Here is a 14,836-nt window from a genome sequence, read left to right on the forward strand (position 1 = left end):
AATGGAGGGATGAATTTGCACAATCGCTATGAAGAACTGGATTCTCTGCGCGGGTTAGCTGCTTTAACTGTAATGTTACTTCATGTATACGGAATATTTCCGGTTGAAAACAAATTAGCCAAATTGTTCATTGAATATGGCCCATTGCGGCTATTTATATCTGGCGGAGAAGCGGTCATTTTGTTTTTTGTATTAAGCGGGTTTGTGCTATCCATTCCTTTTTATAAAAATAAACAATCAAACTATTCATCTTTTGTTATAAAGCGGGCTTGTCGGATTTATATTCCTTACTTGTTTGCGATAGGTGCTTCAATAATTTGTAGTAAATTGTTTTATAGTGGAGAAATTCATGGGCTGAGCGGTTATTTTAATTCCTTTTGGAACTTGCCTATTAATGGTCAATTGCTGAGAGAGCATCTGCTGTTCATTGGCACATTCTTGAGCAATCTGGATTTTGCTGTATGGTCGCTCGTGCATGAGATGAGAATATCACTTGTATTTCCATTCCTCATGTTTCTTATAGTTAGATTAGACTGGAAAAAAGGTGTTGGGTTAGCTTTTTTATTTAGTATATGCAGTGTTATACTCTTCGATTTATTTAAATATCAAGAATCCGAGTCTACTGGAACAGAATTATTTGCTACTATTAATTATACTGGAATGTTTATAGTAGGCGCATTACTTGCCCAGCACAGGGAATGGCTTAAAAATAAATTTATGAATTTTAGCGTTAAAATAAAAATCCTGTTTTTTTCAGCAGGTTTGTTGATGTATGCCTATTTGCATCCTTCGTTTGCTATCAAGATGTTTCTTTTTCATAATATTGATTTCTTTTACAGAACAGTTATAGACTCATGGGCAATAACTTTTGGGGCTGCTCTTCTTATTCTGGCAGCATTAAGTTCAACATTATTCTCCGAAATATTAAAAAATAGAATAATTAATTATTTAGGGAAAATATCTTATAGTCTGTACTTAATACATATTGTTGTTTTCTATGCCTGCATCCATAGCTTGCATAAATTAATTCCACTCTGGAGTATTTATATAATTGCAGTAGCCATAACGTTAGTTAGTGCAAGTTTAATGTATAAATTCATTGAAAAACCATCGATAACGTTAGGAAAATTATTGACTGGAAAAATAAATCGTAAAAACCGAAAAGTTAATATTAATGCAACTTTCGCAGAACAAAAATCGACTTGAATCCTTGCAGCTACTGAATTATTGAGCGGTTCAATGACCTCCTGTCATTGAATCATGCAAAAACGCCATCTGAAGCATGATCGATGGTTATTATATCGTCTTGTTTCGCTAAAGACCACCCGATACGTCTTGTCGGAGCAGCGGCAATGGGTTGAACTTGGAATTTCTATCATGCATATGAGAAATCTGCTATCGCCTTACTATAGTGTGTTCAAAAAAAAGGGGACCTGACAGCACGGTCCCCTTTAAGCCTGAAACAAGTCTGCTTACAATCAGCCTTTAATACCCGAAAGCGTCACGCCTTCAATAATGTACCGCTGCCCAATGATATAGACGATCAGCACCGGAACGAGCGCGATGGCAGCTCCTGCCATCATCAGCGTCCAGTCCGTCGCATACATTCCCCGATACAGGTTCAGCATCATCGGAACGGTGAATTTATCCGGGCTGTTAAGGAAAATCAAAGGATTGAAGAAGTTGTTCCACATACCCAGAAAGGTGAAAATCCCCAGTGCAGACAACGCCGGTTTAACCAGCGGAATCATAATGCGCGCGTAGATGGTCAAGCGGTTGGCTCCATCCACAATCGCTGCCTCTTCCATTTCCTTGGGAATGCCCTTGAAAAATTGGCGAAGCAGAAATACGCCGAAGGCATTAAGCAATGCCGAAGGAACGATAATCGACAAATGGGAATCCAGCCAATCGATATTCTTCATGATCAGATAAAGCGGAATAATGGTCACTTGTCCGGGAACCATCATCGTGGCCAGAAACAGCAGAAACAGCGGCTCACGCATCGGAAACCGGATTTTGGCAAACGCATAAGCCGCCATCGAGCAGGTTAAAAGCTGCGACATTACAACAATGACATTGATATAAAAACTATTGAAATACGCCCGCCCAAACGGCAGCGCCGTCAGGGATTCCTTGAAATTGGACCAGATAAACGGGCTAGGAATCCACTTCGGCGGTACAATAAACACCTGAGACAAATCCTTAAGTGCGCTCAGCAGCATCCATACGAATGGGAGTGCCATTACACAAGCTCCCAGAATCAGCACGAGATGGAGCGCCAGTGTGGAAATACGTAAGCCTTTAAGCCGCATATCGCTGCTCCTCCTTACTGAATCGTCAGTCCTCGTAATGTACCCAGCGTTTGGATATCGCCATTTGAAAAAGCGTTAATGTCAAGATCATCAGGAACAGGATAACCGCGGATGCCGTGCTTTTTCCGAAAGTAAAGTCGACGAACGCCGTCTCGTAAATATGGAATACGATGGTATAGCTGGCTTTCGCCGGGCCGCCGGAGGTCATGACAAAGGATTGGTCGAATACCTGAAAGGAGCCGATTATCGACATGATCGTCACAAAAAACGTAGTCGGTGAAATCAAAGGAACCGTAATATGGCGGATTTGCTGCCACCTGCTGGCCCCGTCAATCTCAGCGGCTTCATAATAACTCGACGATATGCCCTGCAGACCGGCCAGGAAAAGCACCATATTCGTGCCGAGTCCCATCCAGATGCTCAGCATCGCAATGGAAGGCATAACGAAACGGGTATCCGTCAACCACATGGGTCCTGTGATTCCGAACCATTCCTTCAAATACATGTTGATCAATCCGAAATCGGCGTTAAACAGCCACATGAATACAACCGCGACCGCGACCGACATCGTAATGCTTGGCATGAAGTAAATCAGCCGGTACAAAATCTTTCCCTTCACCCTGTTCAAGCCAATGGCAACAAGCAGAGCCAGCAAGATCCCGGTCGGGACCGTCAACACGGTGTAATACAATGTGTTGACGATTGCGATGCGGAACTCCTCGTCCTTAAACTGGGAGATAAAGTTATCCAGCCCGACAAAGGACTTTTTCCCGAAGCCGTCCCAATTCATCATGCTCAGTACAAAAGCCATTACAAGCGGAATCATGGAGAAACAAAGCAGCCCGACAAATTGCGGAAAGATGAAGAAGTATCCCCATAGCGTATCGGCTCTCTTATTACTTAAAGGCAGCCGCTGCGGATTTTTTTCCGGGCCAATAGAGGCAGCAGCCTTCGTCGTTTGATTGGTTTGCCCATCCATCGTCATCCCAACTTTCTATGCTGACCTTATTTCTTTTTGTATTCGTCGATTTTTTTGTTGGCCAGATCCTGAATGTCCTTCAGTGCCGTATCCAGATCCTCATTCTTCAGCCAGAGCGCCTCGAAACGGGAGTTAATATCGCTGCTCAGTCCCGGAACACCTGCTTCGGAAGGCGTCAGGGCATAACCGACTTCACGGGCATCCAGGAACAGTTGTGCATGCTCCGGCAGATTTCCTTCAAGCACAACATCATCCGCGCCTTTGACGGACGGAACCGCATTGCCGCCTCCTTGCAGACGGTAAATTTGTCCTTCCTTGCTGACGAACTCCGTCAGGAACGTATAGGCGGGTTCTTTATGTTTGGAAGCTTTGTTCAACACCATATAAGCAGTGGGGATACCGGCTGGCTCAATTTTGTTGCCCGTATTGGTTGGCCAGGTGACCACATCATATTCGAGAGTTGCATTTTTCTTGAACAGCGGGAGGTACCAGCGTCCGGCTCCGACAAATCCAACCTGGTTGGACATGAACATGGCATCGCCGCCTTGTCCTTTGGGAAGCGTACCGGAGAAGGTAATGTTCTTCGCTTTTACATTATCGTACAGGAACTGGAAAGCTTCTTTCGCTTTCGGATCGCTGCTGCCGACATAGGCGCCTGCATCGTCATATACTTTTCCTCCGTTAGAGCTTACCCAGCTGTGGGTACTATTCCAGGAATTATCCAGCACATAACCATATTTGCCCGTTGCGCGGATTTTTTCGGTCATCGTTTTGAAGGCGTCCCATGTCCATTCGCCTTTCGCCTGAAGATCACCAGGCATATCGGTTACTCCCGCATCCTTCAGCACCTTCTTGTTATACCAGAGCACCATAGGGTTGCAGTCTACCGTTATGCCGTAGATTTTGTTATCGCGAAGCGCAGCGCCCCACAGCCCTTCATAGAAATCGTCCTTCTTGATAATACTGTCTGACACATCCATAAGCGGCGTGAGCTCTTCAATACTTCCATTCTCAATCAGCTTCACGATAAAGGAGTCGCCCGCATAGAAAATATCCGGCGCTTTGCCTCCTGTAAGCTGGGTCAATATTTTCTGGTCATACTCTCCCGGAATGGGAATGAGTTCGGCTTCGATATCAGGATGTTTGTCATTAAAATCTTTTGTGAACTCTTGAAATCGTGTCAATTCACCCGGATTCCCCCATACAGCCCAAGTAATCTTTGCTTTTTCTCCTTTGGGTGCTGGAGTGTTGCCCCCTTCGGTCTTCTTTTCATTATTGCCTGCTGCGCATGCTTGCAGCAGTAAAGTAAGAGCCATCATGAGTGCGAGCAGCGACCATTTGTGCTTTTTCAAACGAATCTCCTCCTTCAAATTGACTATCATGCTGCCAACGCTATCGTTGGAAGCGCTTTTATTATAGAATGCGAGAATTTTCATTAAAACGTGTTTTGTTACGAAAATGTGTCTTGTTTTCCGCAGTTTGCTTGTCCACCCGATTTACGGGGCTGTCCATGGAACTCTGCAGGCGTGAGACCGACGATCTTCTTGAACTGCTTGCTGAAATGCTTGACATCGTTGAATCCCGATTGCTCCGCGACCTCATAGACCCGGAGAGTGGACTCCGACAGCAGCTCTTTGGCCCGTTTGACGCGCAGTGTGATCAAATACTCGATAAAGTTTTTGCCGGTCTCCCGCTTGAACATTTCACTGAAATAATTGCGGCTGACATTCACCTCATCGGCCACCTGCTGCAGGGAAATCGATTCGGTAAAATGCTCAGTCATGAACTGCACCGCCTGCACAATAATGCGGCCGTGCAGCGTAATGTCCGGCATGTCCTGATCCTTCTCAATCGGCGTCTCGCTGAAGCAGGCTTCCACATGCCGCTTGATATCAGGAGCGAAGTCAAGCTTGCTGAGCTGCCGGATGTAGGGGACCATAACGATATTCGAATGCTTGCTCAATGTGAGCAAACTCAGGATTTGCTCGGCTTCGGCAATCACCTGCTGTTTTGTTTTGAACGCAGGACTCCAGAGGTCCATAATCCGGTGGACCTGCTCCTTCGCTTCGGAACCTCTCGCTGCCGCAAGGGCTTCCTTCAGCAAATGCATTTTATTCGGGAGGTCACGGGATGGAAAAACCTCTTCTTCAATCTGTTCCACTGCCTGCACTATACTGCCTATACCATAAAAAAACGTATCCTCAAGGGCTAGTCTGGCTTCGCTGAAAGCCGACTGGATCTTCAGGGGATCCTCGTATATTCGGCTGATGCCGGCCGTATACTCACCGTGATCATACTCTCTGTCTCCCATAATCGCGCGAATACTTTCCCGTAATCCGCCTGACTGGAACGCATGACCGGGAATGACGGCAATAAGCAGATCGGGATGAATAATCGCTGCGATTGGAACCTTCAGCTGTTCATAAACGGCAGCTTTCAACTGACTGATCTGCCCGATCAGCTGATCTTCCGATTCCGCAGCAAAACCGTCCACCCCATGAAGCCGAATAACAGCAAAATAATAGCCCGAAGCCATATCTCCAATAGCGGCATGGATTGATTTGAGGGCTTCTTCTTTGCCATAAACGGACTGGATCAGAACCTTCTCCAGCTCCTCCTGCTGCTCGGCAACCTGCTTGTTCCGATACTTATCCAATAACTGCCGGTTAACCTCTTCCTCTCTGAGCTCCTCGCGCATTTTGTCCAGAATGGTTTTGAGGGAATCGGCATTCAAAGTCGGCTTCAGAATATAATCCGACGCCCCCAGCCTGATGCCTTCCCGCACATAATCGAAATCGCTGTGGCAGCTAAGCAGCAGCACCTTGACCCAGGGACAGAGCTCCCGTGTTCTGCGCATCAGCTCCAATCCGTCCATGACTGGCATGGCGATATCGGTAATCAGAATATCCACTTCCCTGCTTTCGATCCACTGCATGGCCCGCATTCCGTTCGCGGCCTCGCCGACCAGCGTGTAGCCATTCCCTTCCCAATCAAATGTGGCGCGGAGTCCCGCCCTGGCCATGAATTCATCATCAACGAGCAGCACTCTGCACATGTTTTTCCTCCTTTCCTCTGGAAAACGTAATTGATACTGAAGTGCCTTCGCCTTCTGTACTGGACACTTTCACCCCGTAGACATTGCCGTAATACAGCTTGATGGTCTGGTCCACATGCCGCAGTCCGATACTTGTCATACCTTTTGTTGCCCTTTCCCTGCCGTTGATCAGCAATTGGGAGATCCTCTCCCTGTCCATGCCGATCCCGTCATCCGTAATCCGGATCATGATGTCCCCTCCCCACTGCTGCACCTGAATTTTGATTTCCCCTTTCTCTTCCTTGGGGGCAATCCCATGGAAGATGGCGTTCTCCACAATCGGCTGCAGCAGCATCCGGGGAATTGGAATGTCCAGCAGCTCGGGCGGACAGTCAACATCCAGCTCGATTTTGTTCTCATAACGATATTCCTGGATGATCATATACTTCTCCAACAGCACCAGCTCAGCGCCGATGGTGCCGAACACGCCGCCCCGTTCCAGACTGCCCTCCAGCAGCTGGACAAGTGTATTGACTGCATTATCCACATCATTCGTGCGGCCCAGCTTCGCCATCCAGCGGATAGAATTCAAGGTGTTATACAGAAAATGCGGATTGATCTGATAACGCAAGGCCCGGATTTCCGCCTTCTTCTTCTCTGATTCCTCCTCGGAAATACGCTCGATCAAGAGCGCAATCTGTCCGATCATTTTGTTGAAGCTGCGGCCTAATTGGCCGATTTCATTGCGTCCGATATGGCGGCTTCTGACCGTTAAATCCCCGGCTTCGCCTTTCTTCATCAACCGGCTGAGGTTGACGAGCGGATTGCCGATTTTACGGATTCCGAATATGCCCATGCCGATTGCAAGGGCAATGGAGCCCAATGCGATCCAGAGCGTAAAATTTCGGATGCTGGCCGAGTCTGCCGTCAATTCTTTAAGTGGAACAACACCGACCACATGCCATCCGTTATCGAGCTTTTCCGGAATAACCAGCGTTTTTTTCTTGTCATTATCGCTCTTCTGCATTTTCGTCGGCAGCTCAAGCTGTGATGGCTTGCCGTATTCCGCGGGGTCGGGGTGGTAGAAATAACGGTTCTCGTCATTGGTCACATAGATATAACCTGTGTCGCCGAACTGCACGCGGTCAAGCTCGTCAATCAGCAGATCGCCCATGATTTCATAGAACATGACGCCAATGATTTCCCCCGTATCCCAGCTGCGGATTGCACGGCCAAGCCCGAATACCGGGAACCCCATCTCTGTTTTTTTGAGATAGGAGGTTTGCGAGAGTCCGAACCAGACCGTATTGCCGTTTGCCTGGAGAATGGACTCGTACCAGTCGGAATCCCACTGGTCGGGAACCGAATTAAGCGAATCTCCGCTGAACACGGAGTTGTTTCGCTTCACATCGAAAATGTAAATATCGATAATTTCCGTCGAGTTGATCATGATGGACGTCAACAGAGCTTTGCCCTCCTGTACCATTTGACTGGTCTCGTAAGGAGTGATTCCGGGCTTTTGCAATATATCTTGAATAAGCTCGCTGTTGAGCACCATCATCGAAGAGTCGTCCAGTTTCTTGAAGAACAAATTCAGCTTGTCGCTTACCTGCGTGATGGTGAGCGAAGCCACCTTGCTCACTTGCTCTTCCACAATCGCCGAGGACTTGTTGTAGGACAGAAAACCCATCACAAGAACAGGAAGCGTCATGCCGATGAAACAAAACAAAAACAGCTGAATAACAATCGATTGCAGATACCGGAATCTCATGCTGAACCATCCTCTCCTGATACAATTAGTACCGCTGAAACCATTCAATACCCTCCCTTCTGTATCCAAATGAAACCCGTCGCAACGATACACGATGGGTTGAACCCTATAATTCGTCATTCCCGTCCTTTCCCCTCCTTTACTCCACATGTAAAAATAAGGCTCTCCCGCAAGCCTGCAAGCTTGAGGAGAGCCTTATTTTCAAGAAATACACCTAAATATTACATTATATGTAATATAAACATATTAAAATTTTGGAAATAATTTGTATAACTTCATCAATAATAAAATCAATGGAGATTGATGCGCATATTCTCACACCCTGCACGTCCGGACGCTAACTGGCTCGCTTCGCTCACAATCCGTGCCGGCTACATCAAATTGACCAACAAAACGCGAATGCGAAATGTTACCCTGATGAAAATAAGGAATCTGCTCGGCCAATCCGCTTTCATTCCGTAAATCGGTATTTGGAGGCGGAATCTGATCGGGGTCGATTCTCCCCGTATAATCATAGGGTAGGATATGCGGGTGATGCGGATCCCATTCCCCTGTGCCATTCGGATCGTCCGGAATCCGCGTGTTTTACGACGGCGATCTCTTCGCATTGGCAAGTCCAATACGGGTGCCGGTCCGGCTCCTCTTCCATTCCTTCAAATTCTATCGAGACATTTCCGTCATAGCCGGGATGATCCTATTCCCTCCCGAAATTCATTACCGTATCCGCCAGGATAGATGCCGCAAGGACAACCTCATCAAGATCCACCCATTCCTCATGGGTATGGGCCTGCGCAAGATCGCCGGGTCCGAACACTACGGAGGGCACCCCCGCCCGGACCAGCTTGCTGGCATCAGATCCGTAAGGAGCGCCGGCAGCTGTCTTTCCCTTGATTTTCTTTGCTACCGCATCCTGCAGATTTCGCACAAGCGGCTCTCCGGCCGATACTTCCATGGCAAAATCGATCACAAACGGATCGTTTACCGTCAGCTTCAACCCGGGGATCTGTTCTTCCAATGCCAGCAGTTCCCGCTTCATCGCAACCCAGACCTCAAGCGGCTCCTCGCCCGGAACCGTCCGCCTGTCGATGGTGATCCGGCAGCGTTCCGGCACCGTGTTCGGTGCGCTGCCGCCCTCAATCAGGGAAATGCAATGTGTCGGCGGACCCACCAGGGGATGAACCCGCTTTGCATAAGCAGGCTCCATTTCATTTTTCAGATACGAAATGACCGTAACCATGCTCTCAATGGCATTCAGACCTTTATCAGGCTCAGAGCTGTGGCCGGCAATTCCGTGGACATCGACATGGAATCGGACCACCCCTTTATGCGCGATAATAGGATTCAATCCGGTCGGTTCTCCCACAATGGCACCGTCATAAACAAAGTGTCCTGCGCTGATTTCGGCTGCCAGCGCGGATACGCCTTTATAGCGGTATTCTTCATCCACAACGGCAGCCAAATGGACGCTTGCGGGAAGGTCTGCCCCGCTATTGCGAAGCGCTTCAACCGCCAGCATCATAGCGGCAAGCGAAGCTTTGGTATCGCAGGCTCCCCGCCCGTACAAGCGTCCGTCCCGCACTTCGCCGCCGTAAGGGTCAATGGTCATCCCCGTGATTTGCACCGTATCCATATGTGCTTCCAGCAGAAGCGCCGGACAACCTGCCGGGCCCTGAAGCATGCCGATTACGTTCTCGCGTCCGGGTTCCACCTCCTGTACCAGCGTAGGGAGACCCAGCTCCGCGAAAAACTGCTTCATATAGGCAGCGACCCCCGCCTCCCCGTAGCCATCAGGGAAAGCCGGGTTCACGCTGGGAATCGCAACAAGGTCCTGCAGTACCTGAATGAGACGGTCGCGGTTAATCTTCACCGGTTCCATAATCAATAATTGCAGCCCCGTGCGTCCACGGAAATCCATTCCTCCAGCTTCCCTCCGCGGACACCCGCCACCTGGTCGCACAGATTGGGCAGTACGCAGGAATGGTTCGGGATGATTTCGATCCGGTCCCCAATGTTCAGCGGTGAGGTCCCTGGATCGAATTGGAGGAAACCATGCTCCTCATTCAGGCCAGTTATAGCAATCGCCGGATGGCCGATCACGATGCCGAAACCTTCGCGGTGATGGGCTTTATCGCTTGTCATTGTCTTGGTGCCCGCATCGATTGTCGCCCTTCCGGGAAGCGGCGTGCTGATGACCGTCGCAACGACCCGCAGAGCGCAGTCCTCTTCCTTGGCCAGTCCCATCCCGACGCCGGAAGCATCAAAAAAGATATAGTTGCCTGCGCGGACCTCGGTAATTCCATCCAGATGGCGGCACATGATAGATGCAGGCGACGAGCCCGTGCTCACCACCTCGACGGACAGTCCGTTCTGGCGGAACAAATCAGCTGTTTCACCGATAATTGCAGATTCCCGGCGCGTCGCCTCGCTGAAGCCCTGCTCGTCAGTGTTGCTGTAAATGGTGCCGAAATAGCCCATGATCCCGACGATTTCTATTCCCGGCATGGCATTAACGGCCAGCGCAAAGGAGAGCGCATCCGCACCCGGCTGCCGGCCTCCCCGGTGCAGGCCGCCGTCGATTTCGACAACCGCGCGGACCGGCTTGCCCGTCTCCACGCCAACCCCCGCCAAACCTTCAGCGGCCGGCAGGCTGTCCACCGTGACAATCAGCTCCGCTTTGCGGTGAAGAGCAGCAAATCGGGCCAGCTTGTCCGCGCCCACAATCGCATAAGCAATCATAATCGAGGTGATGCCCGCTTCCACGAAAACTTCAGCCTCCGAGAGTTTGGCAACCGTAATTCCAGTCGCGCCTGCCTGGAGCTGCCTGGCAGCAATCGCAATCGATTTGTGAGACTTGATATGCGGTCGGTGCGCGATCTGGCATTCCGCCAATCGGGCGGCCATCCGGGCAATATTGTTCTCCATCCGGTCCAGATCGATGATTACAGCAGGTGTTGCAAGCTCTGCATAGATACTCACGCCATCATCCCTTTCTTGTTTATTGCAGGAACGGTGTATTTACTCGACTTCCACAATAAGTTCAATTTCCACAGGGGTGTTGAAGGGCAGTTCATTGGCCGAAATCGCGGAGCGCGCATGCTGGCCTTTCTCGCCCAGTACTTCAACCAGCAAATCGGAGGCGCCGTTAATGACAAAAGGCTGTTCAACAAAACCGTCTGCGGAATTGACGAAAGCCAGCATTTTCACTACCTGCTTGATCCGGTCCAATTCGCCCAGATGCGCCTTGAGCACAGCAAGCAGATTGATCGCCACCTGCCTTGCGCAGGCATAACCTTCTTCAATAGTCAGATCCGATCCCACTTTGCCGGTCATCATCAGCACGCCGTTAATCCGGCAGTCATTGCCTGAGGTATAAACCAGATTCCCTACCTGCTTCGCTGACACATAGGTCGCAACCGCCTTCGGCACTTCACCCAGTACAATACCCTTTTCTTCCAAAATCCGTTCTACGTTACCCATATTGATTATCTCTCCTTATAATTAAGTGATTGATTGTTGATTGGATTCTACCGATTATCGCCGTATAGAAATGCTAGTGATGATTGCAGCATTGGGAGCGAATAAGCACGCCGGGCCTTTGCGACGTATGTTCGGCATGATTCATGGTATTCACTCCGTTAACCCAGACAGATGTGATGCCCGCAGGCGATCCCGTAGGATTCTCAAAGGTTGCGCCGTCCGTAATCGTGTCCGGATCAAAGACTACCAGATCCGCATGATAGCCGGGAACAAGCAGTCCCCGTTTGCCAAGCTTGAAACGCTGAGCCGGAAAAGAAGTCACTTTGCGCACCGCTTGCTCAAGCGAGAGCAGCTTTTTCTCCCGCACATAGCGGGCGAACAGCCGGGGGAACGTACCGTAAGTCCGCGGATGCGGCTTGCCCGTCACGCAGCCCAGCGAGTCGGAGATGATAATCGAATGATCATACGCCACCACCTGCTCCACATCCTGGTCGGACATATGAAAATAAACAATAGCGACCTTCCCGTCTTCCTCCAGCAGCAGATCCAGCATGCAGTCGACAGGATCCAACCCCCTCATGGCACTGATATCCAGGATATGCTTGCCTTCAAGCGGCTTGTTCCCGGCAGAGTCAACCGATGAAACAAAGATGCTCTGCCAGCCTGTGGAGGCCACCAGATTGTCCCAGTCCGTCTGCTCTTCTGCCAGTTCTTCTTTTAATCGTTGTCGTACGGAAGGCGTTCGCAGACGTTCGAGCGTAGCCCCGATTCCGCCCTCCAGCACCCATGGCGGCAGAACGGTGGTCAGGGAAGTCGAACCTGCGGAATAAGGATAAACATCGCAGGTCACATCCATGCCTCTGGACCGCGCGTCCTCGATCATCCCCAAGGCCGTCTGGATTTTACCCCAGTTGATTCTGCCCGCCGCCTTGAGATGGCACACATGCAGGGGGATGCCGCTGCGCTCCGCAATCCATATCACTTCCTGGATGGAAGGCAGCAGATTATTGCCCTCCCCGCGGATATGGGTGGCCAGAATACCGCCGTACTTCGGCAGCAGGCTGCACAGCTCGGCGATTTCCTCCCTGGAGGTGTAGCTTCCCGGCGCATACAGCAGACCGATGGAAAGGCCGATCGCGCCCGCTTTCATCCCCTCTTCCAGCAGTTCTTTCATTACCGCCAGTTCCGAGGACGTCGCCGCTCTTTTCTCGAAGCCCATAACGGCAATACGAAGAGCGCCATGCGCGACATAAGTCGCAACATTTTCCGCCGGGTTGGACTGCGCCAGGTAATCCATATACTGGCCCACTGACTGCCAGGGCCAGTCAAAGTCCGTCCGGCCGATAACCGGTTCTACATAGGTTTGCAGAAGCTCGGCGCGCTCAGGGAAGAAAGGAGCTGGCGCAAGCCCGCAGTTGCCGACAACCTCAGTCGTTACCCCCTGCTGCATCTTGACCTGACTGTGGGGCTGCTCCAATATCATCAGATCGGAGTGGGTATGGCCATCGATAAACCCCGGAGCGATGACCTGCTTCCCGGCATCCACCACCTGCCGGCTGTCCTCATCCACACTCCCGACCCGGACAATCACTCCATCTTTCACCGCGACATCGCCGAAGAACCAGGAATTCCCGGTTCCGTCGACGATACGCCCATTTTTGATGACCAGATCCAGCATTTGTTTGCCTCCTGTTGAAAGGTATTGCACGCCCGGTGCACATCTTCCCTATTTCTTCTCATGTCTACCGCTCTTGCCCATCCGCATATACCGTCGTGCCTCTCTTCAGCGCCCATTCCGCTACGCGGGCGGGATCTCCTTCCCACAGACGATCCCTGCCCCATTGATTGGCTTCAGGCGGCCCCTCGCATTGGATGCGGATGACCGGAAACAGCTTGGTTGGACGCTCCGGAGGAAGTCCCTCAATCCAGAGCACATCCTTTTCCTGCCTGAATGAAAGTTCCTGTCCGGTTGTGAGCAGCGTAACCGATTGGACCGGAGTGATCAGATCGGCAAGACGCATTTGCGGTCTGCCGTCCCAGAAACGGATAATCAGATACAGATTATTTTCGCGCGTCGTTTGACGGCCGCGGGTAATAAACTCTGTTACCGAACCGCCATCGGAACCGTACACCGCTTCTCCATGCACCTCCAGCCACCGGCCGATCTCAAGCGCCCGCTGAACAAATTCCGGCGGAAGCTGCCCATCAGGCATCGGCCCCACATTCAGCAGCAGATTGCCGCCATTGTCTCCACCCTTCTCCGCACATTCACAGAGCATGTCCAGCAAATAGTCAGCCGGACGCCAGCGCTCCCCGATGGTGTAGCTCCATAGACGCCAGGTGGTCACCTGGTTGGATTCCCACAGACGGCGTTTATCCGGAATAATGAGATGCTCCGGTGTTCCGAAATCGCCCAGCGCATCCGAATCTCCCGCTCCTATGCCGCCATCGGCCCGGAACGCATCATAGCTGGTGGAATAGCCCAGCCGGTTGTTAATCAGAATATGCGGCTGCAGCTTGCGCATGCTCGCTACCAGCTCCACGCTTTTCAGGTCATCGGCATTGCGCGGCCATACACCATCGAAGAAGAAATGGTCGATCTGTCCGTAATTCGTGAGCAGTTCCTGCACCTGATTATGGAGATAATCGCGCACCTGATCCCACCCGCCGGGGTTCTTCTCCGGTCCTTCGAAGTAAGCAGGCAGTCGCCAATCGATCCAGGAATAATAGAGTCCCACGCGCAGACCTTCAGCGCGGAAGGCTTCGACAAATTCCCTTACAAAATCGCGCCCCGGCGCCTGCTTCGCACTGGAATAGTCGGTAAAGGCACTGTCCCACAAGCAGTATCCATCATGGTGGCGGGCGGTCAGACAAGCGTATTTGAAGCCTGCTTTCTTCGCAGTTGCAGCCCACAGTTTAGGGTCAAAATGCTCGGGATTCCAGCTGCATGCGCGCTCGGCGTACTCCGTATGATCCAGATGCTCGCGGAACAAAACCTGCTCCCCGCGGCCATATTGGGCATAAGGCCCCCAGTGGATAAACATTCCATATCTGCTCTGTGTGAACCATTTCCAATAATCAGGCACTGTATAAGCTTCAAGAGACATAAAGCAAATTCCTTCCTTCTTGTCGAATTTAATCCCCGCCGTTCTCTGACGGTGAAGGTATTGTCTTCTCTTAAACCCTGCAGAAAGAGATAAACGTGAACCTTCTCTTCAAGGTCCATAAAGCAGGACGCTGCGCACCCTCCCTTGGGTTAGAAG

11 protein-coding genes are annotated in these 14,836 nt (G+C 50.7%); 1 reads left to right on the plus strand and 10 read right to left on the minus strand.

Annotation, left to right across the window (positions count from 1 at the left end; translation table 11 throughout):
• Positions 1-15 precede the first annotated feature (15 nt).
• The gene (locus IEY46_RS16820) at positions 16-1,206 is read left to right on the plus strand and encodes an acyltransferase family protein (RefSeq protein ID WP_188993110.1); all 1,191 of its coding nucleotides are present in this window, start codon (positions 16-18) and stop codon (positions 1,204-1,206) included.
• A 272-nt stretch (positions 1,207-1,478) separates the two neighbouring features.
• Here IEY46_RS16820 and IEY46_RS16825 read toward each other — a convergent pair whose 3' ends face one another.
• The 10 genes from IEY46_RS16825 to IEY46_RS16870 form a co-directional block, all read right to left on the minus strand.
• Positions 1,479-2,312 carry a carbohydrate ABC transporter permease gene (locus IEY46_RS16825; RefSeq protein ID WP_188993111.1) on the minus strand — a complete coding sequence of 278 codons (834 nt, stop codon included), beginning with the start codon at positions 2,310-2,312 and terminating at the stop codon, positions 1,479-1,481.
• A gap of 25 nt (positions 2,313-2,337) precedes the next feature.
• Positions 2,338-3,297: a carbohydrate ABC transporter permease gene (locus IEY46_RS16830; RefSeq protein WP_373288817.1), complete on the minus strand. Its 960-nt coding sequence runs from the start codon at positions 3,295-3,297 to the stop codon at positions 2,338-2,340.
• Positions 3,298-3,317: 20 nt separating this feature from the next.
• Positions 3,318-4,610, minus strand: coding sequence for an ABC transporter substrate-binding protein (locus IEY46_RS16835; protein WP_373288837.1), 1,293 nt, complete (start codon positions 4,608-4,610; stop codon positions 3,318-3,320).
• Between the two features lie 131 nt (positions 4,611-4,741).
• Positions 4,742-6,346, minus strand: coding sequence for a response regulator (locus tag IEY46_RS16840; protein WP_188993112.1), 1,605 nt, complete (start codon positions 6,344-6,346; stop codon positions 4,742-4,744).
• Complete coding sequence (locus IEY46_RS16845) at positions 6,324-8,096, minus strand: sensor histidine kinase (RefSeq protein ID WP_188993113.1); 1,773 nt, start codon at positions 8,094-8,096, stop codon at positions 6,324-6,326. Before IEY46_RS16845 ends, IEY46_RS16840 begins: the two co-directional genes overlap by 23 nt.
• Before the next feature lie 694 nt (positions 8,097-8,790).
• A complete protein-coding gene (locus IEY46_RS16850) occupies positions 8,791-10,011 on the minus strand; it encodes a M20 family metallopeptidase (RefSeq protein ID WP_229750331.1) in 1,221 nt (406 codons plus the stop codon).
• Positions 9,975-11,072, minus strand: a complete 1,098-nt coding sequence (locus IEY46_RS16855; protein ID WP_229750332.1) for an alanine racemase — start codon at positions 11,070-11,072, stop codon at positions 9,975-9,977. Before IEY46_RS16855 ends, IEY46_RS16850 begins: the two co-directional genes overlap by 37 nt.
• A 39-nt stretch (positions 11,073-11,111) precedes the next feature.
• A complete protein-coding gene (locus IEY46_RS16860; RefSeq protein WP_188993114.1) occupies positions 11,112-11,573 on the minus strand; it encodes a RidA family protein in 462 nt (153 codons plus the stop codon).
• Between the two features lie 73 nt (positions 11,574-11,646).
• Positions 11,647-13,251, minus strand: coding sequence for an N-acyl-D-amino-acid deacylase family protein (locus tag IEY46_RS16865; RefSeq protein ID WP_188993115.1), 1,605 nt, complete (start codon positions 13,249-13,251; stop codon positions 11,647-11,649).
• A gap of 64 nt (positions 13,252-13,315) precedes the next feature.
• Complete coding sequence (locus IEY46_RS16870) at positions 13,316-14,680, minus strand: alpha-L-fucosidase (RefSeq protein WP_188993116.1); 1,365 nt, start codon at positions 14,678-14,680, stop codon at positions 13,316-13,318.
• Positions 14,681-14,836 lie beyond the last annotated feature (156 nt).

This window comes from Paenibacillus nasutitermitis, assembly GCF_014641075.1.
GTDB lineage: Bacteria > Bacillota > Bacilli > Paenibacillales > Paenibacillaceae > Paenibacillus_Z > Paenibacillus_Z nasutitermitis.